Source organism: Simiduia aestuariiviva (assembly GCF_014192475.1).
Taxonomy (GTDB): domain Bacteria; phylum Pseudomonadota; class Gammaproteobacteria; order Pseudomonadales; family Cellvibrionaceae; genus Simiduia; species Simiduia aestuariiviva.
Genome location: NZ_JACHXZ010000001.1, coordinates 563,560 through 588,757 on the forward strand (window position 1 = coordinate 563,560; position 25,198 = coordinate 588,757).

Sequence of the window (25,198 nt, forward strand, 5' to 3'; positions counted from 1 at the left end):
TTTTACTATGTCGAATTTTGCATTGTTGAATAACGTTGAACACAAAGACGTCAAGGTGAAAACGGATTTCTCTCCGGCCTACGGTGACGCCGTCATGTATGCCATGACGTTTCCCTTCGAGTTTCGCTCGGTACAAGGCGAGTACCCCATTTTATTGCACAAAGACTTAAGCAAAAACCTTACCTATCCGGTGGCCTTGTTTGGCTTTCAAGATAATGAAAATTTATTTCTAGATGAGCAGGGGTGGCACGCCGCCTATAAGCCGATGATGATTCGTCGCCAGCCATTCCTTATAGGCTTTCAAGGCGAGCAAGCACCCGACAGTGGCGAGCGACAGCGCGTTGTATCGATCGACATGGACAATCCCCGCATCAGCCGAAGCGAAGGCGAGTCATTGTTCGATGAGTTTGGCGCGAACACCCCCTATCTGGAAAACGCGGCTAATCTGTTGGAGGCGATTCACGATGGCCATGAGCATGGGAAAAAATTCATCGCAGCATTGGAGGAGTACGATCTTATTGAGTCGCTAACCATCGATGTGACACTTAACGACGGCTCAAAAAATCAATTGCTGGGGTTTTATTTCATTAACGAAGAAAAATTGCAGGCGCTACCCGGCAATGTACTGGAGTCTTTTAGTCAGCAAGGATTTCTAATGCCAATTTTTATGATGTTGGCGTCAATGAACAACATAGCGACGCTGGTGAGTAAAAAGAACGCACTGGAAGGGCTGGTTTAAGCTATGACCGAATTGCCTGCGCCCAAGGCGATTCGCGCAGTGGAAGGCTGCAGCGCAAGCGCCATTCCCGATCACGTGTTGCAATCGCGCGAGCCCCTCGTGCTGAAAGGCCTGGTGAAGACTTGGCCGGCCACTGCCTTGTGCAGCGAATCGATCAGCAGTGCGGCAACCTATTTGGCCAAATTCTGGACGCAACTACCCGTGACGGCCTATGTGTCTGAGCCAGGTTCTGAAACCCGGCTATTTTACAATGAAGACTGCACTGGCTTTAACTTTCGCCGCGGCACTGCACCACTACATCAGGTGTTGCAAAAACTTTCTGAGCATAGCAGTGATGCTGAGCCCCCAGTTATTTACGTGGGTTCGACGATGGTGGATAAATTTCTACCCGGATTTAGAGCCGACAATGATCTTGCCCTTGGTGACTTGCAGCCGTTGATGAGTATGTGGATTGGCAATAAGAGCCGAATTTCCGCGCACTATGATTTTCCAGACAATATTGCGTGTGTGGTAGCTGGGCGGCGCAGGTTTACGCTGTTCCCTCCGGATCAGCTAAGCAATCTCTATATTGGTCCGGTCGATCGAACCCCGGCAGGACAGGCCATTAGTTTAGTGGATTTTTCCGCTCCCGATTTGACGCACTTTCCGCGCTTTGCGGAAGCTATGAAGCACGCGCAGGCTGCCGAGCTAGAGCCGGGCGATGCGGTTTTTATTCCCAGTATGTGGTGGCACCATGTGGAGTCGTTGTCGAACTTTAATATTCTGGTGAATTATTGGTGGACTAGCAGTCCCGATTATTTGGGTGCGCCATCGGCGGCATTGATGCATGCGATGTTGGCGCTGCGTGATTTGCCCGCGCATCAGAAGGCGATCTGGGCGCAGCTATTTGATCACTATGTGTTTAATTCGGATCAGCAGTCGCTCGATCACATCCCTGAAGCAGGGCGGGGCGTATTGTCAAACATTTCCAAAGAAATGGCGGCGTGGATGCGCAGCGATTTAATCAATAAATTGAAATAATAAGCTGAGATTAGCGCTCGGAGGTTGCAGTGAATAATCGAAAAATCAAGAAGGTCGTTATTGCCGGTGGCGGCACCGCGGGCTGGATGGCGGCGGCATCGTTGGCCAAGTTGCTGGGCAAGACGCTGGATATCACGTTGATTGAGTCCGATGACATCCCCACGGTCGGTGTGGGCGAAGCCACTATCCCAACATTAATTACTTTGCACCAGCTGTTGAAAATTAACGAGAAAGAATTTTTAGCGGCGGTGCAAGGCACGTTTAAGTTAGGGATTTCCTTCGAAAATTGGCGCGACGTGAATCAAGACTACATTCACTCCTTCGGCTGGACCGGCAAAGATTGTTGGGCCGCGGGCTTTCAGCACTTTTGGAAAAAAGGTTTGGACCTTGGCATTAGCGAAGAGTTTGGCAAGTACTGCCCAGAATGGGCGGCGGCCAAGGCCAATAAATTTGCGGTGCTCAGCCGCGAGGGCCTCAACTATGCGTACCATATCGATGCGGGGCTATACGCGAAGTTTTTACGAAAAATGGCGGAAGAGCACGGCGCGCAACGCCAAGAGGGTAAAATCAAGCGGGTCAATTTGAATGCGGACGACGGCTACATCGAATCGCTACTGCTAGAAAGCGGCCAAGTGATTGACGGCGACCTGTTTATTGATTGCACCGGCTTTCGCGGGCTGCTCATCGAGCAAGCTCTGCATGTGGGTTACGACGATTGGAGTCACTGGCTGCCCTGCGATGGCGCTATTGCCGTGCAAACCGAATCGCTTGGCGAGCCCATCCCCTATACCCGTTCCATAGCCCATGGTGCGGGCTGGCAATGGCGCATTCCCTTGCAAGAGCGCGTGGGCAACGGGCTCGTATTCTCCAGCAAATTTTGGAGTGATGATCAAGCCATCGATTGCCTGACAAAAAATATTGAAGGTAAACCGCTAAATGATCCGCGCGTCATTAAGTTCAAAACTGGTCAACGTCGCAAGCACTGGCATAAAAACTGTGTGGCTATGGGACTTTCCAGCGGTTTTATCGAGCCGCTGGAATCCACCAGTATCCATTTGATTCAGCGCGCTATCGTACGCTTGATGCAAATGTTCCCCTACGACGGTATTCGCCAGCCCGACGTGGAAGAATTCAATGCGCAGATGAAATTTGAATCAGATAATATTCGCGATTTTATTATTCTGCACTACCATGTGACCGACCGATCCGATACCGAATTTTGGCGGCATTGCCGCAACATGGAGGTGCCAGAGTCACTCACGCACCGCATTGAGTTGTTCAAGCAAACGGGTCGGGTATTCAAAGTGCCCACGGAATTGTTTGGAGAAAATTCATGGATACAAGTGATGCTCGGTCAGGGACTTATGCCGGAGCAATATCACCCCATCGTCAATATGATGAGCGATGCAGAGCTGAAAGACTTTTTGGTTGGTATCCGCAGTCAGGTGGATCGCACCGTGGCTCAGCTGCCAAGTCACGCAGATTTCATCCGACATTTTGCGCCAACCATGGCGCGCGATTAACGCCCCCGTGGCATTTAGTGCACTTAAAGTGGTGCACTAAAAGCGCGTGCAACCTATGCAGCGCCATGTGCGCTCAGCGACGCTGGCAAAGTGGATTAATGGCACCCTATTGCGGGGCAGTTTGCCTTGCTCAGCATTGCTTACCGTTCGCTCAAGATCGCGCCCCAACGCAGTGACCGAATCACGCAATGTGACACCGCACCCACGCTTATCGACGGCTATACGCTAAACTCAATCTCGCCATGGCAATGTCGCTGCGCATCGGTATCAACCGATATGCCTGTTTTGGGTGTGTGTTGTTGTGTAGATGTGTATTCTCGTTGGGTCGACGTCTGGGCGTGAGTAGATCAACGATGCCCGGCAATCGTGTTGAGTAGAGCCTTTAAAGGGGACGGGGTGCGCTGGATTCTCGGATTATTGCTTTGCTTGCAGTGCACTGTCAGCTGTTTTGCCGCTGAGCGGCTGGTGCTGGCTGCCGATGTTTGGTGCCCATACAATTGTCAGGCCAATCATCGAGAGCGACCCGGCTATATGATTGAATTAGCCCAGCGTGTATTCAGTGAACACGGCATTGAAGTGCAGTATGTCAATTTGCCCTGGTCACGTGCCAAGGCCAGCGTCAGCGAAGGGCTCGCCCAGGGTTTAGTGGGTGCGACCCTCGATGATCCCGACACCCGCCATCTCGTTTTTCCAGATCACGCCCAAGGGCAAATGCACAATGTTTTCGTGGGTCGGAAAGGGGAGAACTGGCGTTATCAAGGGCTATCAAGCTTGCGTACTGTTCGTATAGGCGCCATCCAAGATTACGAATATGGACCGACGCTAGATAACTACATGGCCATCCCTAATGTGCCCGTGCACACAGTGTCAGGGGATAGGCCGCTGACGCGATTGATTCGGATGTTACAAAGTCGCCGCATTGACGTCATCGTTGAAGATCATTCGGTGTTTCGCTACACGGCGTCTAGCCTAGAATTTACCGACTTTGAATTACTGGGTGATATTCCCGGGCCCACCGCCCTTACCAATCTGTACATTGCGTTTACCCCTGACCCGCAGGGGCGGCGCTATGCAGAACTCTTGTCGAACGGGGTCGCCGCATTGCGCGCCCGTGGCGAGCTAGCGGAGATCATGGCAAAGTACGAGCTGATTGATTGGATGCAACCCCTAACTAAATCTAGTAATTCTCATGATTGAATTTGTTGATAGCCCCACTGAATTGACCACAGCCGCCACTGATTTAATACTGTCGTTAATCGCATTTTGGTGCTGCCGCGCCGTGCCCAAGCAGGGTGAAAGGTTTTACTGGCGGCTCTGGCAGTCGATTTTTGGCCTGCTGAGTCTGGCGGCGCTGCTCGGCGCGTTAGTACACGGTTTACAGCTAGATGATCGGGTATATCAAGCCTTGTGGGCGGTGATCTATTTGGCGCTGGCATTGTTGATTACCGCGTTTTTAGTGATCAGTGTTTGGGACGTGTTTGGCCCCGATCGCGCGCGGCAAATAAAGGGGCTGGCGATGTTGCTTGGCGGTGGGTTTTTCACCTACACACTTTTATTTCCCAGCTCATTTTTGCCCTTTATCATTTATCAAGTGTGCGTGATGGTAATGGCCCTACTGGGCTATCTTTGGCTATGTGCAGCGCGCGGCGCGCCAGGCTGCAATTGGTTGGCGGCCGGGATAGCGATTACCATAGCGGCCTCTGCAATTCAGGCCACTCAAGCGCTGTCATTTACCTTCATTTGGCCTTTCGATCACAATGGCGTTTATCACTTCGTGCAAATGGGCGCGCTTTGGGTGCTCCTGCGCGGCGTACGATTGAGACTTTCCGACGCGCGCTAATAGCGCGGCTTTGCTGTGTAACACAATATTTTAAAGAGGACGAGCATATGAATTACATTGATGCATTTGTTGTCGCCGTGCCCACCGATAAACAAGCAGAGTACATGGCACATGCGCGCAGTATGGTAGAGGTGTTTAAAGCCTATGGTGCAATTAAACTGGTTGAGTGCTGGGGCGATGATGTGCCCGAGGGCAAGCTCACTTCCTTTCCCTTGGCGGTAAAGTGCGAGCCCCATGAAACCGTGGTTTTTTCATGGATTGAATGGCCATCAAAGGCAATTCGCGATGAAGCCATGCCCAAGCTTATGGCAGACCCGCGCATGAATATTGAAGACAACCCAATGCCCTTCGACGGCAAACGCATGATCTTCGGTGGCTTTCAGCAAGTGCTAGTGAGCTAATAGTGTTTGCTTGCTTTAACAATCCATGTGTCCGGTATCTGAATAGCCATGAATGAACATTCGCCGAGTGCTTTTGACATTGAGCAGGCTGCAACGCGCATAGCTGAGCATATTCACCAAACCCCAGTGCAGACCAGTCAATTGATTAATTCGGCACTGGGCTGCCAGCTGTTTTTTAAATGTGAAAATTTACAAAAGGTGGGCGCGTTTAAAGCGCGCGGCGCGCTAAACGCCGTGGCCCAGCTGTCCAGTAGTGGCGCAGTGGCCACCCATTCTTCGGGCAATCACGGCGCCGCCTTGGCCTATGCGGCACGCATTTATGGCCGCCAGGCCTATGTGGTTATGCCGTCAACGGCGCCGGCGGTAAAAAAGGCTGCGGTTGCGGCCTATGGCGCGACCATTATTGAGTGCGAGCCGACATTGGTTGCCCGCGAAGCGACGCTGGCGCAGCTGGTGTCGGAAACGGGCGCGCATTTTATTCCGCCCTACGACCACCCGCACATTATTGCGGGGCAGGGCACCGCTGCACTGGAGTTGATGGCTCAAGTTACGCCTGCGTTAGATTGCGTTTTAACGCCGGTTGGTGGCGGTGGTTTATTGGCGGGTACCGCCATCGCAGTAAAGGGCTGTGCGCCTGGTGTACAGGTAATCGGAGCAGAGCCTCTAGGTGCCTGTGACGCCACCGATGGATTTCGCTCGGGGCAACGGGTGACAGAACAAACGCCCAATACCCTCGCCGATGGACTGCGCACAACATTAGGCGAACTCAATTTTGCCATTATGCGCGCGCACGTTGACAACATGCTCACCGTATCTGAAGCGGATATCGTGGCGGCCATGGCGCTATTGTGGACGCGCCTAAAGCTGGTGGTGGAGCCCTCATCTGCCGTGCCGCTGGCTGCGGTCATGGCCAATCCCGACCGCTTTGCAGGTAAGCGAGTGGGAATTATTTTATCGGGCGGCAATGTGGATTTGGCGCAGCTGCCGTTTTGATCGCAGTGCTCACACCTTGAAAATATGCGATGAAGACCCATATTTTGGGTAGAGGCGCTTCAATCGGGCGCCAAAATGCAAAGGAATTCACAGTGCCAATAGGGAAAACATTTCAACGCGCCTCTGCGGTTGCGAGCAGTTATATTTTGGAGCCCAAAAAGCGACGTATATTACTGCTCTGGTTGCTGTTGCTTTGCATTGCACCGTTTGCAATCGAGATTGTATTTCTAGCTGATCTCATTGGCATTGAGCTGGCAATGAGTTTTTTGTTTTATTATGCCAAGTCGCTTTATTTTTCAGTTTATCAGCGCTGGTTAGATTTTCGAGGGTTGTGCTCGGAGTCACTGAAAGCTATTGCTAACCACAGCGTCAGTGAGCCAAAAATTTTCTGCGTAAATGCGTGCTATTCAGCCATACTGTTTCTAGTGACAGGATCTTCTGTGTGGGCACTGCTGGCATGGTATCCAGTGGTTGTTTTCGGTTTTCAGTCATCGCCTTTGGGTTGATTTATGCACATTTGGGTAGACGCCGATGCGTGTCCAGTGGTCGTTAAAGAGATCATTTTTCGCGCGGCAGAGCGAAAGCAAATTGCCACTACCTTAGTGGCTAATCAATTTATTAAAGTGCCGCCTTCAAAATATATTAATAGCGTGCAGGTCTCTGCGGGCTTTGATGTGGCCGACAATGAAATCGTACAGCGCTTGCAGCCGGGTGATCTGGTGGTGACGCAAGACATTCCCTTGGCCGATGAGGTGTTGACCTTGGGTGCCCACGCCATCAATCCGCGCGGTGAGCTCTATACTAAGGCCAATATTAAGGCGCGCTTGAATATGCGCGATTTTATGGAAACGCTGCGTTCCAGTGGCGTACACACAGGTGGCCCTCCACCGTTGAATCACAGCGATCGCAAAAATTTTGCCGACCAGCTAGATCGTCTACTTGCTAAATTGTTAAGGAGTCGAAAATGAGCACCCATGGTTTCAGTGTAGGCATGGAGCGTGGCGCAGATAACTTGCATATTAAATTGCGCGCATATGGCAAGCTCACCCACGAAGACTATGAAGTGATCACCCCGCTGTTGGATGCGGCGCTGTCAAACGTGCCTGAAGAATCCGTTGACGTGCTAATGGATATCACGGAATTTGAAGGCTGGGAGTTGCGCGCAGCATGGGATGACGTGCAGTTAGCGCTCGCGCACGGGCGCCATTTTCGAAAGATTGCAATCCTAGGGGTTGACGGTTGGCAGTCGCTCACAGCGGCAGTGGCGCGTTGGTTTGTATCGGGTGAGGTGGCATTTTTTACGGAGCGAAGCGCCGCTTTGATCTGGTTAAAAGCTCAATAGCCACAGCCAACTTCCTGTGGGGGCGCTGGGTGTCTAACCTAGTGGACTTACTCAAAACTGAAATAATCTTCAATAGTATCAGCATCAAGTAACGGCATTAAGTATCAGTACCAGTATCACTGAGCCATTGGTTGTAACAAATGCCGCCTCAAAGACTCTGATCCTTTTCGTAAATGCATTAGCCGGTGGACAACGCGATGACTGATAAACCCCTTCCCCTTTCGTTATTCTTGATGCGATGGTCAGTGTTTCTGGTCATGTTTATGTGGACCTTGGATAAATTTGTGAATCCGGGCCACGCCACCCGAATCTTCGAGCACTTTTATTTTATTCCCGGTGTAGAGTCCACGATTATTTATGGTCTGGCGGTAGCCGAAATGGGGTTATTGGCACTGTTTATACTTGGGCTCTATAAGCGCTTCAGTTACGGCCTAGTGTTGTTGTTTCATTCAGTGTCGACATTCTCGTCGTTTCGACAATATCTTGATCCCTTTGAAGGGGCGCATTTGTTGTTTTTTGCGGCATGGCCCATGTGGGCGGCGTGCGTTGCATTGTATTTATTGCGCGATCAGGATCAGCTTTTGACGTTGCCCGCGCGCGCTGAGCTGCGCGCGAGTTAGAGCGGGAGTCGCGCTTTGTGGTGGTGTAAATGCCCCAGTGCTTCGCGCAACCAACTGACCGCCGCTTTCCCGTCGCTGCACATCACCACGCCCCATGCGGCGGTAAAGACCCAGTAGCAATAGGTGGCATCGGCGAAGTCCAGTGCTTGTTGCTGGGGGCTGCCCGTCAAATGCAAACGTTGAAGTTGTCGCGTCTGGGTGCTTGTGAGTTTGTGGCAGGCGAGCAGCGCGGCCAGATCAAATCGTGGGTCACTGGCGCAGGCATATTCAAAGTCGATACAAAGCAGTTTTCCGTCGCGCAACAACAGGTTAGTGGGGTTGAGATCCCGATGGCAATAGCGCTGCGTTTGCGTGCGGGCTAACCGCGCAATACTGGCTTGCATCCAACTGTCTTCTGCCAAGATGTCATCGGCCACGTCGCGCAGCGATGCATCGAGTTTTGCGTAGCGATTGCGAATGACTACCTGATAGTGGGCCCACTGGTCCGCGGTGGTGACCTGGTGTTTGGGTAACGGCAGTTGTGCCAGCGCCTTAAGCAGCCTATCCAGTAGCGTTACAGCGGTTCCTTGAACGTGAAAACTTGTATCCCAAGGGTGCGCTTGCGCGACGAAATGGCTCACATACAGTTGATAGTCTTCGGACACAAACGCCAGTGGCGGCGCTAACCCTGCATCTGCGGCCTGTCGCCAACAGGCCACTTCATTGGCTCGTGGACAGAGGGCTTCGGTGAGCGGGTTGTTTATGCGCAACACCCATTCTTCGCCACGTGCGCGCACGCGAAAATTTTGATTGCTGGTGCCGGCACACAGCTTTTCTACAACTTCAATGTTTTTGAAGCCAGCGTTGGCAAGTGAGTCGGTCTGGTCGGTTGTCAGTAATTTAGCAAGCATGGGATTTAGGTGCGTTGATTCTCAAGCGGCATCGTATCCTGCCAGCGCAGATAGCCCACCACCGACAAAATGATATAGAGTAAAAATAGCGCTGAGGTTAGCATCAGCCCTTTATGCAAATACAAGTAGATGGACGCCGCATTAATCACCAGCCAATAAAGCCAGTTTTCAAGTACTTTCTGGGCAACTAACCAGGTGGTGACAATGGCAAATACGGTGGTGGCGGCGTCGAGCCACGGGAAGTGAGCGGGGGTGTAATTGGCCATGAAGTAGCCCACCATTAGCGACGCCAGCGTGCACAACGCAATGATCCAAAGGTGGGCTCTCAGCGGCCAACTAACCACGGGTTTAGTATCGTGTTCAGCATCGCTGTTTGATTTCCAGTGCCAAAAACCGTAGACCGCCATAAGCATATAAAAGGCGTTCAGTACAGATTCCATCAGTAGCGATACTTCCCAAAACAGCCAGGTGTAGATGGCGGTGCTGAAAAAAGCTGACGGCCAACACCAGAGGCTTTCACGTATCGCGAGTACGATATAGGCAATTGCCAACAGCACGGCAATAAATTCCGCCAGCCCAAGGCTGGTCAATTGCTCAAATGCTGCCGTTAAAAACTCGATGAAAGCGTCCATAAGTTATTGGCGGTGTGACAGGTCGAGTGACCCGCCGATAAATTTGCACACAAATACTGCCTTGCCCCATTTATCAAAGCTGGCCTGCATTTCTCGAGAAAGCATTGCCATCACCTCTTGGAAGTCACCGGTTACTTGGGTGGCCATGGCATTGGTCACGCGGTCGATGTTGGGGTAGTGATCGAGCCGCTCGATAAACCATTTAATGGGTTCAATGTAGCCTTCGCGAAAGGGGTACATGGAAATTTCAGCGGTGAGTTTCATGGCGGCTCCGGCAGGCCCCGCCTTGGCGGGGCAATGTGTCTCGTTATTATGGGCAGTTCAGAGGCTATTGGAACTTGAGGTTGAAGGTTACACCCAGTTGGCGTGGATCACCAAAGCGAATGTACTGTTTTTCCGCCCAATCTTGATCGGGCTCGTTGCCAAAATAAAACCCGCGCACACCATAATGCGCATCGGTGAGGTTGCGCCCCCAGGCGTACAGAGCCCACTGGTCGGCCTCGTAGCCAAATTTAGCGTTCAGCAGGGTAAATGTGCTGGACTGCGAAGCGTTGCTGTCAGAATAGTAGAAATCGCTTTTGCCATTGGCATTCAGGTTGGCAAACCAGCCGTTGGCGGGGCGCACGGTAACCCCTGCGCTGTAGGTATAGCGCGGTGCGTGAGCGAGGTCGCGGCCCGACAAATCGACGGTGCTACCGTATTTGTCCTGATAGCTGTAGCTGCCATATTGCGCCTGTAAATAGCCGATGCTGCCGTACACTTCCAGCCAGGCATTGGCGGCCCATTGGCCTTCCAGCTCAACGCCGTAGTTGTCCGATGTGCCGGCATTTTCAGTGAACAAGACAAAGCGTTGCGGGTCGTCAGGATCTTGTTGCGAGGCGGCGATTTGTTGGTCTTCGCGGGTCATGTAAAACACGGTGGCACTGGTGCTGGCACGGCCTGCGAGCCACTGCGATTTCAGCCCCAACTCATAGTTCCACAGGGTTTCGGTCTCAAATTCCTTTTTTGTGGCAAGTTCTGCGGGCAGTGTCATGTTGAAACCGCCGGCCTTGTAGCCCCGTGCCAGCCGAGCATAGCCCGTGTGATCGTCGTTAAATGATTGCGTCAATGCGATATGGCCGCCCCACATAGATTCAGAGGGTGAAAACGCATCGCCATTGGAATCGCGATAATCTGCTACACGCGATTCGGACCGCACGCCAACTGAGAGGGATAAACTGGCGGAAAGCTCAGTATCGGTTTGCGCAAATACGGCGGTATTGGTGGCCTCGTAGTGCGATTGCAATACTTCGTCGGGCCAGGTGTTGTATTCGGAGTAGAGGTCGTTGTCTTCTTCCAATTGATGGCGGTAGATACCCAACAACCAGTTGGTGGAGTTGTTAAATAGTCGGCTGCGCTCGGTAGAGGCGAAGCGAAACTCTTGGCTCAGGGTTTGGCGGCTGGCTTGCTTGTCCCATGTGTAGTCGTATACGCAGGGAATCTGATCGGCAAAGTCACCGTTATTGTTTTCGTCATAGTAGTCGGTGCAGGATTTACTGGCCCAATAATTGGGATTGGCCCAGTCGCCATCATAGGCGTGGCGGTGGTCGGTATCTGTACCTGCGGTGATGGCGGTCACGCTGACCTGTTCGCCAAACCACTGAATTTTCAAGCTGCCCGCTTGCGTTTCTTGATTGTCCACGCCGGGTTGATCAGTGAGCGTATCAAAACCGTTGTTGTCTAGCGTCCACGCATCGTAGCCGTTGTCGAGGTTCGCATAGAGGTAATTCACATCGATTTGCCAGAGTGCGCTGGGAGCCCAGCGCAATTTTGCACGGGTCGTCAATTCATCGCGGCCGTTGGTGTCGGTGCGCCCTAAAAATCCATTGTCGCGGTAGCCGTCTTGCTGCTGACTTTCTACGGCAACGCGATAGCTAAGGGTGTCGCTCATGGGGCCAGACACGGCTAGGCCCATGCCCTGCTGATTATCTTCACCCAGTGTCGCCTGGCCGTTGAATTCAAAATCTTGGCTGGGGTCATTGGTTTTTAAGTAGATCATGCCTGCCATGGCATTGGCGCCAAAGCGGGTGCCCTGCGGACCGCGCAACACTTCTACTTGCTGCACATCAAATGTACTCGCCGCCATGCCAAGGCCCGATAAATCGATGTCGTCTACCATGAAGCCCACAGAACTGTTGGGCGCGCCTTGGTAATCTTCCTGTTCGCCCACGCCCCGAATTTGAAAATAGCGCGGCCGGCTAGTGGCGCCCGACCAATTAAAGTTGGCAATGCTATTGAGCACATCTTCAAAGTGGCGCGCGCTTTCATCTTGCAGGGTTTGTTGATCAATCACCGTAATGCTGCTGGGCAACTGGTCGATGGCCAAATCGCGAAAATCGGCGGTAACAGTCACTTCCTCAAGTGTATTGGCATGGGCGTTTAGGCCGGCCAAAGCGATACAGGCAGCCAAAACGCAGCGGGAAGTGATGTGTGGATACAGTTTCATAGGACCTCAATTCAAGCAGTAAAATTGAGATCCGGCAAAGACGTGGTGTGCGGGAAAATTATTATGCGGTGACCACCGCTTTTGTGCCCATTCCTACGCCGGTACTAGCCGGATCAGGTTCCAGGGTTCGTCGCTGACATCTCAGTCTGGTAACCCAGACACCCCTTGGCGGGCGCGATTGTACCACTTTTAGCGGACATTGGTGTGGACTAATAGTGGCTTATCAGAGCGGAAACAGGTCCGCGAAGATCCCGCAATTTCCATAGAAAACAAGGGTTTAAGGCAGCATGTCACTTTCGAGTTTGGGCGTTGGGCGCGCGGTGCTTGGTGCGGGCTGTTGAATAGGAGGCCGTGGATGATCAAGGTGGGAGTTGGGCCGAGTGAGAAATGATCGCTAAATTCGGCGCTACAGAGGCCTAGATGGATGCATAAAAATTTGTTGTCCTAATGGTCAGGATTTGATAGTTTCGAGCATCACACAGTGTAAAACCCTTGGGCGTGCGCGAACGGATGACTCGCGATCAAGCCTGTCAGAGGTAAACCCTGTGTTCATAATTCAAATAAAAAATACAACGTAGCGCGTTCCATTTAGCTCATAAGGAAACGGCACCATGGTCGAAAAGCCCGTCTACCCCAAGAATGGTCGGACACTGAGCGCAGCAGAAATTGACTGCAATTTCGAAGACCTGCACAGGCCTCTGAGCGCTGCTCAAGCCATGGGCGCAGCCGACAGCTGCATTTATTGCTACAACGCACCCTGCGTGACAGCTTGCCCAACGTCCATTGATATCCCCACCTTTATTCACCAAATCAAAACCGGCAACGTCAACGGCGCGGCCGAAACCATTTTGTCGGAAAATATTTTGGGCGGCACCTGCGCCCGCGCTTGCCCCACAGAAATTTTGTGCGAGCAGGCCTGCGTCAGGAATTTAAATGACGAACCACCGGTGCAAATCGGTTCGTTGCAGCGCTTTGCCGTAGACCATTTAATGGACCAGCAGGGCGCACACCCCTTTCAGCGCGCGCAAAGCAGCGGTCGCACAATTGCGGTGTTGGGCGCCGGCCCCGCCGGCTTGGCCTGTGCCCACCGTGCGTCCATGTTGGGCCACGACGTCACCATCTTTGAGGCCAAACCAAAATCGGGCGGTTTAAATGAATACGGCTTAGCGGCCTATAAAATGGTGGATGATTTTGCCCAGCGCGAAGTGGAGTTCTTAATGGGCATTGGCGGCATTAGCGTGCGCCATGGTCAGCAGTTGGGCGGCAATCTAGCGCTATCTGATCTCACCGATAATTTTGACGCTGTATTTCTGGGCGTAGGATTTACCAAGGCCAACCCATTGCCTTTACCTGGCTGCGATTTACAGGGTGTTGAAAACGCCATTGATTTTATCGCGAGCCTGCGTCAAGCCGAAAAAAAATCCAGCGTTGCCGTTGGCAATAATGTTGTGGTCATTGGCGGTGGCAACACGGCCATTGACGCCGCCATTCAAGCTAAGCGCCTAGGCGGAAACAGCGTCACTTTAGTTTATCGCCGGGGCGAGGCCAATATGTCGGCCACTGCTTGGGAAATTGAATTGGCGCGCACTAACGGTGTGGTCATTCGCCTGTGGGCCGCCCCGGTGGCCATCGAAGGCAGTGCTCGCGCTGAGCAGATGACCTTTAACACTATGAGCGATGCCGGCGGCACCTATCAGCCCACCGGTGAGTCATTTACATTGCCAGCCGATCATGTGTTGCTGGCCATTGGTCAAAGCATGAATAAAAGCGGGCTTGAAAACCTCACCATTGACGGCGGAAAAATCGCCGTCGATGCAACGGGAATGACCTCCATGCCGGGTGTATTCGCCGGCGGCGACTGCGTTAAATCCGGCGATGATTTAACCGTGCAAGCGGTGGAAGATGGCAAGCAAGCGGCGATAGCCATTGATCAATTCCTGCGTAATAAAAAGGGCTAACTTATGACTGATTTACGTTGCACTATCGCGGGTATTAATAGCATCAATCCGTTTTGGCTGGCCTCGGCGCCTCCCACCGATAAGCAAACCAACGTAGAGCGCGCCTTTGCCGCCGGTTGGGGCGGTGTGGTGTGGAAAACGCTGGGTGAAAACCCGCCCGTGGTGAATGTGTCTAGCCGCTATGGCGTTCACAAAGACCGCAAGAACGGCATCATCGGCATCAACAATATCGAGTTAATTTCCGACCGCCCGCTGGAAGTGAACTTGCGCGAAATCGAGCAGGTCCGAAAAAATTGGCCAGACCGCGTCATTATCGGCTCCATGATGGCACCCATCGACGAGCGGGCCTGGAAAGAACTTGCCATTAAAATAGCCAACTCCGGCGTGCACGGCATCGAGTTAAATTTGGGGTGCCCACACGGCATGTGCGAGCGCGGCATGGGCTCGGCCATTGGTCAGGTGCCCGATCTGGTGGAGCAAACCACGCGCTGGGTGCGCGAGGTGGTGGACATTCCCGTGTTCACGAAACTCACACCCAACATCACCAATATTCTAGTGCCGGCAGAAGCCGCATTGCGCGGCGGCGCCCACGCGGTATCGCTGATTAACACCGTCAACTCCGTCATTTCCGTCGATCTCGACGCCATGGCGCCCACGCCGATTGTGGATGGTAAGGGAACCCATGGCGGCTATTGTGGCGCGGCGGTAAAACCCATTGCGTTGAACATGGTGGCGGAAATTGCGCGCGCGCAAGAAACTCGGGGTTTAGAGATTTCCGCCATCGGCGGCATTGAAACTTGGCGCGACGCGGCGGAATTCATTGCGCTCGGCGCCTCCGCATTGCAGGTGTGCACCGCGGCCATGTTGTACGGCTTTCGCATTGTCGAAGACATGAATGCGGGGCTGCTGCAATTTATGAAACAAAAGGGTTATCGTTCCATCGAAGATTTTCGGGGCTTGGCCGTGCCCAACACCGTGGATTGGAACCAGCTCAACATGAATTTCGATACCAAGGCCTTTATTAAAAAGGACGACTGTATCGAGTGCGGGCGCTGTTACATCGCCTGCGAAGACACCTCGCATCAGGCCATTAGCATTACCGAGTTGGGCAATGGTCGACGGGAATTTACGGTAAAGAACGACGACTGTGTGGGCTGTAATCTTTGCGCCCATGTTTGTCCTGTACCAGACTGTATTGACATGCGCCCCGTGGATAATGGATTGCCACCGTTAACTTGGCCGGAGCATCCTGCCAATACCATGGGCGTCAAGAATTCATAGGGCGCACCACTAATAATAAAAGGGTTCTCGTATGACCGATTTTCAAAGCAGTAACCAGCACGAAAATGAACTTTGGAACGAGGACCTAGCGCCAACGCGCAGCGACCAGCGCACCTGGGATTGGAAGTCCTTTGCCGCTCTGTGGGTGGCCATGGTGGTGTGCGTACCCACCTATATGCTGGCTGCCGGTTTGGTGGCCGAAGGATTTAACTGGTGGCAGGCGGTGCTCACCGTCTTTTTAGGTAATTTAATTGTGGTGGTGCCGATGATGCTTATCGGCCATGCCGGCGCTAAGCACGGCATTCCCTTTCCGGTGTTGTTGCGCTCGTCCTTCGGCACGCAGGGCGCAAAGTTACCGGCGGTGGCGCGTGGATTGGTGGCCTGCGGTTGGTTTGGCATCAATACCTGGGTGGGTGGCTCGGCCATTTACATCATCATCAATGCCATCTCAGACAACGCCTTTCAGGGTGCAGCGTTGCCCTTCCTGGGCATTGATCTTGCGCAAACACTTTGCTTCCTCGCCTTTTGGGCGTTGCATTTATATTTTATTCGCGCCGGCACTGAATCCATTCGTTGGCTTGAAACACTGGCGGCACCGTTATTGTTATTGACCGGTTTGGCTTTGTTGGCTTGGGCCTATGTGACTGCCGGTGGCTTTGGTGAAATGTTATCGACACCCTCGCAATTTATTGAGGGCGGGAAAAAAGAGGGGCAATTTTTTGCAACCTTCTTTGGCGGCCTCACGGCGATGGTGGGTTTTTGGGCCACCATGGCGCTCAACATTCCAGACTTTACCCGCTTTGCCCGCAGCCAGCGCGATCAGGCAATTGGCCAGCTGGTGGGCTTGCCACTGCCCATGGCACTGTTTGCATTTATCAGTGTGGCGGTCACTTCTGCGACGGTTGTGATTTATGGCGAAGCCATTTGGGACCCGGTAAAGCTGGCGGGTCGCATGGGCGGTTGGGGCGTGATCTTCGCGTTGGCAGCCTTGAGCGTGGCCACATTAACTACCAACTTAGCGGCCAATGTGGTGGCACCTGCCTACGGCTTTTCTAGCTTGAACCCGCGCAAAATTTCCTTCCGCATGGGCGGCTACATCACCGCGGGCATCGGAATTGCGATGTTTCCGTGGAAGGTGATGGAATCAACCGGCGGCTACATTTTTACCTGGTTGATCGGCTACTCAGCGCTGCTCGGCCCCATCGCCGGTATTTTGATTGCCGACTATTTCATTTTGCGCAAGTGCGAATTGGACGTGGCGGACCTGTTCAACAATGAGGGCCAATACAGTGCCAATGGCGGTTGGAATAGGGCCGGCATTATTGCCTTGATTATTGGCATCTTGCCGAATCTGCCGGGCTTTTTGCAGGTGGCGGGTTTTGTCACGGGTGTACCCGATCTGTTTTTAAGTATCTATAACTACGCGTGGTTTGTGGGGCTGTTTGTGGCCGCCGTGATCTATCTAATTATCGCTAAAAAATAATGTATTAAGGGGTGACAGTATGAGATTACTGATCCGGGGCGGCACCATTGTCAATGCCGATCAAAGCTTTCGCGGCGATGTGCTGTGCGAAAACGGGAAAATTGTGGCCATTGGTGAAAATCTATCGGCACCGTCGGGTGCTGAAATTGTCGATGCCGGTGGCTGCATGGTAATGCCCGGCGGCATCGACCCGCACACTCACATGCAACTGCCGTTCATGGGCACTGTTGCATCTGAAGATTTCTACACCGGCACGGCGGCGGGCTTGGCCGGTGGCACCACCATGATTATCGATTTCGTGATCCCCAGCCCCCAGCAAGATATTTTGGAAGCCTTTCACCAATGGCGCGAGTGGGCGGAAAAGTCTGCCGCCGATTACAGTTTTCACGTGGCGATTACCTGGTGGGACGACAGCGTGCGCGAGGCTATGAAAACCCTCGCTGAAGAATATGGCATCAACAGTTTTAAACATTTTATGGCGTACAAAGGCGCCATCATGGCCGACGATGAAATTTTGGTGAATTCGTTTCGGCGCGCGCGTGAATTGGGTGCTATCTGCACCGTGCATGCGGAAAACGGCGAGCTGGTGTTTCAGCTGCAACAAGAAGTGCTGGCACAGGGTATCACCGGCCCTGAAGGGCATCCAATGTCCCGACCACCCATCGTAGAAGGCGAAGCGGCCAATCGCGCCATACAAATTGCCAACGTCATGGATGTACCGCTCTATCTGGTGCACACCTCGTGCGACGAAGCGCTCAGTGCCATTACCCGCGCGCGCCAAACGGGCCAGCGCGTATTTGGCGAGGTGCTGGCAGGGCACTTGGTAATTGACGATTCGGTGTACCGCAATTCCGACTGGGCCACGGCGGCGGCACATGTTATGAGCCCTCCCTTTCGCCCGAAAGGTCATCAAGAAAAATTGTGGCAGGGCTTGCAGTCGGGCATGTTGCAAACCACGGCCACCGATCACTGCTGCTTTTGCGAGCCGCAAAAATCCATGGGCCGCGATGATTTCACCAAAATTCCCAACGGTACCGCAGGCGTTGAAGACCGCATGCACGTGCTGTGGGATCAGGGTGTCAATACCGGCCGCTTAACACCCAATGAATTTGTTGCGGTGACATCCACCAACGCCGCCAAGATTTTTAATATCTATCCGCGCAAAGGTTGTGTGCAAGTGGGCGCCGATGCCGATTTAGTGGTGTGGGACCCAACCGCAACGCGCACCATTAGCAAAGATACCCACCATCAAAATATTGATTTCAATATCTTTGAAGGCATGAAAGTCACCGGCATCAACATTGCCACTATCAGTAACGGAAATTTAGTGTACAGCAAGGGCGAATTGCGCGCGGTAAAGGGCGCCGGCAATTACATTGAACGCCCTTGTTTCCCCAACTATGTGCAGGCCATGGGCAAACACACCCAAGCCACCAAGCCAACCGCTGTTAAGAGGTGATCGAATGTACTCGGATTTAAGAATAAACAAGCAACGCCTTTGGGATAGCCTGATGGAGATGGCTAAAATTGGCGCCACAGAAAAGGGCGGCTGTAACCGCCTAGCCGCTACTGCGCTAGATGGCCAAGCCCGCGATTTATTTGTGTCTTGGTGTCGCGCTGCGGGTTGTTCTATTACCGTCGATAAAATGGGTAACATCTTTGCGCGCCGCGAAGGTAAAAATCCCGATCTACCGGCGGTCGCAACGGGCAGCCATCTGGACACTCAACCAACGGGTGGAAAGTTTGATGGTGTGTTCGGCGTGTTAGCCGGCGTTGAGGTCTTGCGCACGCTGCATGAAAACAATATCGAAACCAATGCGCCGTTCGAATTCGCGGTATGGACAAACGAAGAGGGTTCGCGATTTTCTCCCGCCATGCAGGGTTCGGGAGTTTATGTGGGCCGTTTTGATCTGGAAGCGGAGCTGAATAAGACCGATATCAACGGGCTGGTGCTGCGCGACGAGCTGAAAAAAATTGGCTACCTCGGCGATGCCGAACCGGGCTCACGCAATATCGGCGCGTTTTTTGAAACGCACATTGAGCAGGGCCCTATACTGGAAGACGAAGACAAAGAAATCGGTGTGGTGCGCTTAGGGCAGGGTATCCGCTGGTACAACATCGTTGTTACCGGGCGCGAATCTCACGCAGGTACCACGCCCATGCATTTGCGCGCCGATGCCATGAGCGCAGCAGCGCTTATTGTCACTGAAATTGAAACGATTGCCTTGGCCTATGCCAACGGCGTGGGCACAGTGGGCTTCATGGATGTCTATCCAAATTCCCGCAATACAATTCCCGGCACCGTTAAATTCAGTGGCGACCTGCGCAATCCTGATCCAAAAGTGTTAGAAGAAATGGATGCGCGCTTGAAGGCATTTTGTGCGAATATTGAAAAGTCGCGCGGCGTCACTGTGGAGGTCGATCCCTTTTGGTATTTCGCGCCGGTCAAATTCAGCGCTTCTGATAATGTAAAAATTGCCGCTGAGAAGCTGGGCTATAGCCACATGGATATCTACGCAGGCGCCGGCCACGATGCCTGCTATATGGCAGATCTTGTGCCCTCTGGCATGGTGTTCACACCCTGTAAAGACGGCATTAGCCACAACGAAATCGAAAGCACCACCTCTGAGCAGTGTGAAGCGGGGTGCAATGTATTGTTGCATGCGATGTTGGAAGCATCTGAATCGATGCAATAACGGCGATGCGCTAGGCGGCACCTGCTGCCTAGCGTCAAATTCAACGCTCACTGGCATGGCAGCAACAGAAAATAGCGCTCTTGCTTAGTTGCTTAGTTGCTTAGGTTTTTTTAGGTGTTTAGGCGCTTAGGTAATTATCCATGTCAAATCGCGGCGAGCAGATCGCCAAGAACACCAAATCCACCGTTCCGGTATTGGTAATGCGCTGGCGCTCCATGGGCGCAATTAATACCACATCACCAATCGTCACTGCACGCGGTGCGTCATTTCCCACTTCCACACGGCCTTCTCCAGACGTAATAAGGTAGCGCTCAGTGGTGTCTTTCAGCTTGTGCCACGCCGTGGTTACACCGGGCGCCACACGTGCCTGTGCAATAGACACCTCAGGATCGGCGGCTGTGTTCGAAAGCTCGGTAATGTAACACCCTTCGGTACCAAAAAAGTATTCTGTGGGTTGATCGCTATTGGGGGTAGTCATGAGTTGTGGTTCCTGCGGGTTAATTGTTTTTGTAGGTACGGAAAAGTGTAGTAAATCACTGCGCCCACAACGCCCCCAAAGAGGCAAAGTGTGTGTAGCAGGTCAATGGAAATCATGCCTAACACACTATTCTTTAGTGAGACGGGGTAGAACGGCTGCAAATCTGAATGCATGATGCTGTCGAAGAATACATGACTATAGGCGCCTATAAATGCGCTTAAATACGCGACCCTCCAGCGAATGTCCTGCGCCGCCGGCGTGATGCGCAGTAACAGCAAACCCAATTGAGAAAGCGGCTTACCTGTAAGCGCCGACAAGACCGCCAGCAAGGTTGCGCCAATGTAGGTGTGCGTAACGCCATGCAAATGGCCTTCCCCCGTTAACATCACGATCAAGGGTTGGATATCCATTACAATTTGCGTCCAGCCAAATACCATCAAGCTAAAGCCGCCTTGTAACAATCCCTTGATGAGTATTCCCGGGCCCATGTGAATCGGAGTGAAGGGCATCAGTGCATCCTCTATGATTTGAGTCGCTGATGAACGTCTGACTTATATGCTATGAATATTTGGCAAGCCTGTTCGTCCACTTGCCATTATGATGCTTTGCGCAGTCTTCCTCAGAATCAAACGCAATCCTTGCCCGATCGATATCAATACCGACTTCAAACAGACGAGTCTGAATTACCTTAGTGATCTCATGATGGCCATCGGTAGCGATGAGCTCGTTGAGACTGGCGTTGGTATCAAACACACAAATGACGCTTAAGCTTTTAGGGAAACTCGAATAGTTGACGACATGTGTTAGCCATTGAAACCCTGAGAAGGACTTTAACGTCGTTTCGCACACGTCTGTTAGTACGTGAGTGATAAGGTTGTCCAGTTTTTTATCTGTTTTACGCATATTTTGTTGTACGTGTTATATGAGTCTAATGTTGCCTACCGCCTGAACGCCTCGTAACCAGTGCGTGCGTGAACCAGTTAAAGGGTGCGGCATTTACGCTTGGGTGCTATATAGGCCCAGATGAGTCAAATAGCCTGAAGCACCATGGTATGAAATATTTGCTAATATGACCCGATACAAAAGTCCATTGGATAAACATATACCATGAACGCTCAAAGTTCATTAGATAACCCACACCTATCTACCGCTCAATTTGCATCTGTACCTACTCGCTACCGAGTGAACTTGTTGCCAATACTCGGTTTGCTTCTGTCTTTGGTGTGCTCTTCTTCATCGGTAGCTTCGGATCTGACACCAGTCCGAGTACAGTTAAAGTGGTTCCACCAGTTTCAATTTGCGGGATTTTATGCCGCCCAGTCTCAGGGATATTTTGAGCAGGCTGGCCTCGCTGTGGAGCTGGTAGAAGGGGGGCCTAGCCTCGATCCTGTTGAGCAAGTCTTGGCAGGCGTTGCCGATTTTGGTGTGGGAAACTCTTCATTGGTACTGGACTATCAAGAGGGCAAGCCCGTAGTTTTTGTGGCGGCTATATTTCAGCATTCGCCCTTTGTCATCTTGGCACGAGATGAGGCTGGCATAAACTCCGTGTTGGATCTTGAGGGCAGAACCCTTATGGGTGAAACCCATGCGGCCGAACTTTTAGTGTATTTGATATCGTCGGGGGTAGATATGTCAAAGGTCAATCTCATCCCCCATACGGGCGACATGCGCAGCCTTAAAGTGGGCCGCCTGCCGGCGATTCATGCCTCTACAGCCTACATTTCTACGGAACCATTTCAGGCTATAAAAGCCAGTATTCCCTACAAAATCTTTTCACCTCGCGACGCGGGCATAGATTTTTACGGTGACTCACTATTTACGACACGCGCCTACGCTGATGCAAACCCCGATGTTGTAAAAGCGATGCGCGATGCCTTGCTCGATGGCTGGCGTTACGCTCGTCAACATCCCGAAGTTGTCGTCAGTGACATCCTGGCCAACTATCCGACGCGCAAAGACCGACTGGCACTCACTTTCGAAGCCCATGCTATCAATGGGTTGTTAAACGATGAGTTGGTTGAGATAGGCTACGTCAGTACAAGCCGTCTGAAGAAAATATCCTCGCTATTTGTTAAAGCAGGATTAACTTCCGGCAAGCTTGATTTGAATGGGTTGCTGTTTCAGCCTAGCAAGCGGACGCCTGTGTGGGTGCTCAATAGCATTGGAGGGCTCATTGCCGTCTGTCTGCTTTCTATGGTTGTGGCCGTGCGCTTTCAACGTCTGAATAAACAGCGGCTGACGGAGATAGAACATCGAAAGCGTTTGGAAGAAAAACTCATTGAACAAGCCAGTACCGATCCGCTGACTGGGCTGGCAAATCGGCGACGATTTCAAGAAGTTAGCGAGCGGGAATTTGTGCAGGCTAGGCGTCATAAGCGGCCATTGGGTGTCGTGGTTATAGATCTGGATAGTTTCAAATCAATCAATGATCGCTATGGCCACCATTTTGGCGATGTGTGCTTACAGTCTTTGGCGCGCGCTTGCCATGACAGTATACGTTCAGGCGACCTCGCTGCTCGAATGGGTGGCGACGAGTTTACCTTGTTACTGCCTGACGCTTGCGAGAATGCGGCGGATACAATCAAGCAGCGTTTATATGAGTGGTTGAAAACTCATCCAGTATGCGAAGGGAATTTGGGCCCTGTATATTTGAGTATCAGTGTTGGTGTTGGTTGGTGGGATGAAAACGATGAGGGCATCAATGACGTGTTACGACGTGCAGATAAAAATATGTATGATGAAAAGCGGCCAGAATGATTGTACTGCTGCGCTCAGCCAGTCCAGAATTGACATTCCACTTAGTTTCAAATCAATGGGGTGATATACAGAGAGGTGTTTGAAGGGGGCGATAGGTAAAGCCAATCTGCACGCATAATTTTTCTGCAGTAGGCCTTATGTCTCAAGTGTCAGCTTCTCTAGGCCTCCTTATCTCCCATCATTTTCTTTAAATTGGCAAAGGGGTTGTGTGTGGCAGGCGCTAGCTCTTTTGGTTTGGTGGAGCCGTAGAGTACATGCTCATGGAATTTCGCATGCTCCATGTCGTGGCAATAGATGCACAGCAGTTCCCAGTTACTGCCGTCTGGAGGATTGTTGTCATGGTTGTGATCGCGGTGGTGAACGGTGAGTTCGCGCAAATTGGAGTAGGTGAATTCTCGGGTGCATCGGCCACACACCCAAGGGTACATTTTTAGTGCGCGATCTCGGTAGCCTTTCTCTTGTTTTAGGTAGCTCGTTGACGGGTTATTATCTTGTGCCATAGTGCGGTGCTCATGCAGATTGGTGATCGTGCGATTTTATCTATTGTAGCTGCCCGATAGGCGCAGGCCAAAGCGTATAAGCTTGGCCGCAACCATGGTTCTAGCCTCGCTTGATACGAACCACCTTCATGATCTCAAAGTCCATGCCCGCCACCGTTTCCTGCGTGGGGTAGTAGGTGATATTCACTCTAGCCCCCTTCAGACTCTGGTACTTGCCTTTGCGCCTAAATTTAAAGGGCACTTCACAGCCCTCTGTCATCACTGTGTGCATGACCCAATCGCCGTCATCGCGCTGAACATGTGAAACAACTTTAAGAAGTTCAGAGTGAATGAGATTTTGGTTCTTGTCGACGAGCTTTTTGGGGTCTGACTGCTTGTTCATGGTAATTCAGCGCTGGGGCTCATGGTCTGGTGGTTAACCACTATATACCTGTTTGCGTTCGGCGCCAAAATAATGGACCCGACCTGTTCGCAATCACAGCCAATACAGTGGGGCCCATGTAGACGTTTAGCTAATGGATATCGCTGTTTTTCTTGATGATCAGCTGAAGTGATTGGTTAATAATTGAATACTATTTTCCAACGTTTCTTTATAGCTGTCTCCAATCCAAGCTTGCTCGATGTATAAATGGTCACATTGTATTGCGCGAATTTCATTGCAGATGCTGTCGAAATCTAATATCCCTCGACCCAGTGGCGCAGCGGGGTTCGGCTTTGCCATAAATGTTGTAAGTGAATTGTAGCTGTTTTTAAAATTAGGACGTCTATCGGATAAATGTAGAGATCGACACCTTGTACCCAGCGCTTTAATGAGATTAGCGGGATCTACACCCGCCATGCTGGTCCAGAATGTATCCACTTCAAAGCCCAGTGAAGTTGGCTCTGTATTGTCAGTCAGTAATTGAAAAGGTGTGGTTAACAGGAGCTTCCCGAAATCGACACTGTGAGGATGAAACAAAATTTCAATATCGCCGATATCCTTATTTGTATGAATTTGATTGATAGATTGGGCGAGTCTCTTGTAGAAATCGGCCCGCTCTATCGCCGCAGACTCGTCTTTGGGGGCGTCAAAATACGTAAAGGGCGATGAAAATACGACTTGTTTGATGCCTAAACGATCCAATTTGCTAAACGGTTCGTGATAGCTTTTCAGCAAGTTGCCTTTTGGGTCGAAGATCGTTGCTGGATCGGTGTGGGAAGAGGTGAATGTCAGTCCGACATGATTAGCCATGTCGTGGAGATCGACCGCTTCGTCAACGCTACTGCTTTGGAGCGTTGAATAGCCAATTTCAGCAATTGTTTGCAAAAGCCCAGTTTTATCACTCTTTAACTGATCTCGAACGGTAAAAAGCTGAAGTCCAATGTTTGGTTTCCAGTTGCTCGCAAATAGGTGTTGGCATTTTGCAGTGAACGTTAACGCCCCTAAGGTGGCAATAAATTCTCTTCTATTCATTGATGCTCCATTCGGTGGCTATTTAAACTGCTTTTTATAGCTGTCTCAATCGTATGTATTTACAAAACCTTATGTGTCCATCTAATAAAGCCAAATTTTAAGCGCCG

27 protein-coding genes and 1 riboswitch are annotated in these 25,198 nt (G+C 51.8%); of the genes, 17 read left to right on the top strand and 10 right to left on the bottom strand.

The features are described from left to right. Positions 1-7: 7 nt before the first annotated feature. The 11 genes from FHS30_RS02620 to FHS30_RS02670 all read left to right on the top strand — a co-directional run bounded on the left by FHS30_RS02620 (position 8) and on the right by FHS30_RS02670 (position 8,478). Entirely contained in the window at positions 8-739 is a 732-nt protein-coding gene (locus FHS30_RS02620; RefSeq protein WP_183908016.1) for a SapC family protein, read from the top strand. Between the two features lie 3 nt (positions 740-742). After that, positions 743-1,759: a cupin-like domain-containing protein gene (locus FHS30_RS02625; protein ID WP_183908018.1), complete on the top strand. Its 1,017-nt coding sequence runs from the start codon at positions 743-745 to the stop codon at positions 1,757-1,759. Positions 1,760-1,788: 29 nt separating this feature from the next. Further along, on the top strand, positions 1,789-3,282 hold the full coding sequence (locus tag FHS30_RS02630) for a tryptophan 7-halogenase (RefSeq protein WP_183908020.1): 1,494 nt from the start codon (positions 1,789-1,791) through the stop codon (positions 3,280-3,282). Between the two features lie 396 nt (positions 3,283-3,678). After that, on the top strand, positions 3,679-4,479 hold the full coding sequence (locus tag FHS30_RS02635; protein WP_183908022.1) for a transporter substrate-binding domain-containing protein: 801 nt from the start codon (positions 3,679-3,681) through the stop codon (positions 4,477-4,479). After that, positions 4,472-5,122, top strand: coding sequence for a DUF6962 family protein (locus FHS30_RS02640; RefSeq protein WP_183908024.1), 651 nt, complete (start codon positions 4,472-4,474; stop codon positions 5,120-5,122). Before FHS30_RS02635 ends, FHS30_RS02640 begins: the two co-directional genes overlap by 8 nt. A 47-nt stretch (positions 5,123-5,169) precedes the next feature. Beyond that, entirely contained in the window at positions 5,170-5,523 is a 354-nt protein-coding gene (locus tag FHS30_RS02645) for a DUF1428 domain-containing protein (RefSeq protein ID WP_183908026.1), read from the top strand. 48 nt (positions 5,524-5,571) lie between these two features. Then, positions 5,572-6,516, top strand: coding sequence for a pyridoxal-phosphate dependent enzyme (locus tag FHS30_RS02650; RefSeq protein ID WP_183908027.1), 945 nt, complete (start codon positions 5,572-5,574; stop codon positions 6,514-6,516). Positions 6,517-6,545: 29 nt separating this feature from the next. After that, entirely contained in the window at positions 6,546-7,022 is a 477-nt protein-coding gene (locus FHS30_RS02655) for a hypothetical protein (RefSeq protein WP_183908029.1), read from the top strand. A 3-nt stretch (positions 7,023-7,025) separates the two neighbouring features. Further along, entirely contained in the window at positions 7,026-7,484 is a 459-nt protein-coding gene (locus FHS30_RS02660; RefSeq protein WP_183908031.1) for a YaiI/YqxD family protein, read from the top strand. Next, positions 7,481-7,858 carry a SpoIIAA family protein gene (locus FHS30_RS02665; protein WP_183908033.1) on the top strand — a complete coding sequence of 126 codons (378 nt, stop codon included), beginning with the start codon at positions 7,481-7,483 and terminating at the stop codon, positions 7,856-7,858. Before FHS30_RS02660 ends, FHS30_RS02665 begins: the two co-directional genes overlap by 4 nt. Before the next feature lie 197 nt (positions 7,859-8,055). Next, a complete protein-coding gene (locus tag FHS30_RS02670; protein ID WP_183908035.1) occupies positions 8,056-8,478 on the top strand; it encodes a hypothetical protein in 423 nt (140 codons plus the stop codon). Here the strand turns inward: FHS30_RS02670 and FHS30_RS02675 are convergent. From FHS30_RS02675 to FHS30_RS02690, 4 genes are all read right to left on the bottom strand, one after another. Beyond that, the gene (locus tag FHS30_RS02675; protein ID WP_183908037.1) at positions 8,475-9,368 is read right to left on the bottom strand and encodes a phosphotransferase; all 894 of its coding nucleotides are present in this window, start codon (positions 9,366-9,368) and stop codon (positions 8,475-8,477) included. The two genes, FHS30_RS02670 and FHS30_RS02675, sit on opposite strands and share 4 nt — an antisense overlap. 5 nt (positions 9,369-9,373) lie before the next feature. Beyond that, a complete protein-coding gene (gene pnuC / locus FHS30_RS02680; RefSeq protein ID WP_183908039.1) occupies positions 9,374-10,000 on the bottom strand; it encodes a nicotinamide riboside transporter PnuC in 627 nt (208 codons plus the stop codon). Between the two features lie 3 nt (positions 10,001-10,003). Beyond that, positions 10,004-10,264, bottom strand: a complete 261-nt coding sequence (locus FHS30_RS02685) for a hypothetical protein (RefSeq protein ID WP_183908041.1) — start codon at positions 10,262-10,264, stop codon at positions 10,004-10,006. Positions 10,265-10,328: 64 nt separating this feature from the next. Next, positions 10,329-12,485 (bottom strand): TonB-dependent receptor, encoded by a 2,157-nt coding sequence (locus FHS30_RS02690; protein ID WP_183908043.1) that lies wholly within the window; start codon positions 12,483-12,485, stop codon positions 10,329-10,331. 73 nt (positions 12,486-12,558) lie between these two features. After that, positions 12,559-12,661, bottom strand: a riboswitch (TPP riboswitch). Between the two features lie 435 nt (positions 12,662-13,096). Between FHS30_RS02690 and FHS30_RS02695 the strand changes: the two genes are divergently transcribed. The 5 genes from FHS30_RS02695 to FHS30_RS02715 are packed head-to-tail and all read left to right on the top strand — an operon-like array spanning position 13,097 to position 19,903. After that, the gene (locus FHS30_RS02695) at positions 13,097-14,443 is read left to right on the top strand and encodes an NAD(P)-dependent oxidoreductase (protein WP_183908045.1); all 1,347 of its coding nucleotides are present in this window, start codon (positions 13,097-13,099) and stop codon (positions 14,441-14,443) included. A 3-nt stretch (positions 14,444-14,446) separates the two neighbouring features. After that, positions 14,447-15,724, top strand: a complete 1,278-nt coding sequence (gene preA, locus FHS30_RS02700) for an NAD-dependent dihydropyrimidine dehydrogenase subunit PreA (RefSeq protein WP_183908047.1) — start codon at positions 14,447-14,449, stop codon at positions 15,722-15,724. Between the two features lie 31 nt (positions 15,725-15,755). Beyond that, positions 15,756-17,207: an NCS1 family nucleobase:cation symporter-1 gene (locus FHS30_RS02705; protein ID WP_183908049.1), complete on the top strand. Its 1,452-nt coding sequence runs from the start codon at positions 15,756-15,758 to the stop codon at positions 17,205-17,207. 19 nt (positions 17,208-17,226) lie between these two features. Beyond that, positions 17,227-18,666 carry a dihydropyrimidinase gene (hydA, locus tag FHS30_RS02710; RefSeq protein ID WP_183908051.1) on the top strand — a complete coding sequence of 480 codons (1,440 nt, stop codon included), beginning with the start codon at positions 17,227-17,229 and terminating at the stop codon, positions 18,664-18,666. Positions 18,667-18,670: 4 nt separating this feature from the next. After that, on the top strand, positions 18,671-19,903 hold the full coding sequence (locus tag FHS30_RS02715) for a Zn-dependent hydrolase (protein ID WP_183908053.1): 1,233 nt from the start codon (positions 18,671-18,673) through the stop codon (positions 19,901-19,903). Between the two features lie 118 nt (positions 19,904-20,021). Here the strand turns inward: FHS30_RS02715 and FHS30_RS02720 are convergent, their stop codons facing one another. From FHS30_RS02720 to FHS30_RS02730, 3 genes are read right to left on the bottom strand one after another with little or no spacing between them, the layout of a single operon-like run. Then, positions 20,022-20,381 (bottom strand): cupin domain-containing protein, encoded by a 360-nt coding sequence (locus tag FHS30_RS02720; protein WP_183908055.1) that lies wholly within the window; start codon positions 20,379-20,381, stop codon positions 20,022-20,024. Next, positions 20,378-20,890, bottom strand: a complete 513-nt coding sequence (locus tag FHS30_RS02725; protein WP_183908057.1) for a metal-dependent hydrolase — start codon at positions 20,888-20,890, stop codon at positions 20,378-20,380. Before FHS30_RS02725 ends, FHS30_RS02720 begins: the two co-directional genes overlap by 4 nt. A 49-nt stretch (positions 20,891-20,939) precedes the next feature. After that, on the bottom strand, positions 20,940-21,284 hold the full coding sequence (locus tag FHS30_RS02730) for a Fis family transcriptional regulator (RefSeq protein ID WP_183908059.1): 345 nt from the start codon (positions 21,282-21,284) through the stop codon (positions 20,940-20,942). A 204-nt stretch (positions 21,285-21,488) separates the two neighbouring features. Between FHS30_RS02730 and FHS30_RS02735 the strand changes: the two genes are divergently transcribed. Beyond that, positions 21,489-23,138: a GGDEF domain-containing protein gene (locus FHS30_RS02735; RefSeq protein WP_183908061.1), complete on the top strand. Its 1,650-nt coding sequence runs from the start codon at positions 21,489-21,491 to the stop codon at positions 23,136-23,138. 158 nt (positions 23,139-23,296) lie between these two features. Here FHS30_RS02735 and FHS30_RS02740 read toward each other — a convergent pair whose 3' ends face one another. From FHS30_RS02740 to FHS30_RS02750, 3 genes are all read right to left on the bottom strand, one after another. Beyond that, complete coding sequence (locus FHS30_RS02740) at positions 23,297-23,638, bottom strand: YajD family HNH nuclease (RefSeq protein WP_183908063.1); 342 nt, start codon at positions 23,636-23,638, stop codon at positions 23,297-23,299. Between the two features lie 100 nt (positions 23,639-23,738). Beyond that, positions 23,739-24,020: a hypothetical protein gene (locus FHS30_RS02745; protein WP_183908065.1), complete on the bottom strand. Its 282-nt coding sequence runs from the start codon at positions 24,018-24,020 to the stop codon at positions 23,739-23,741. Positions 24,021-24,179: 159 nt separating this feature from the next. Continuing rightward, positions 24,180-25,091: a sugar phosphate isomerase/epimerase family protein gene (locus FHS30_RS02750; protein WP_183908067.1), complete on the bottom strand. Its 912-nt coding sequence runs from the start codon at positions 25,089-25,091 to the stop codon at positions 24,180-24,182. Between the last annotated feature and the right edge of the window lie 107 nt (positions 25,092-25,198).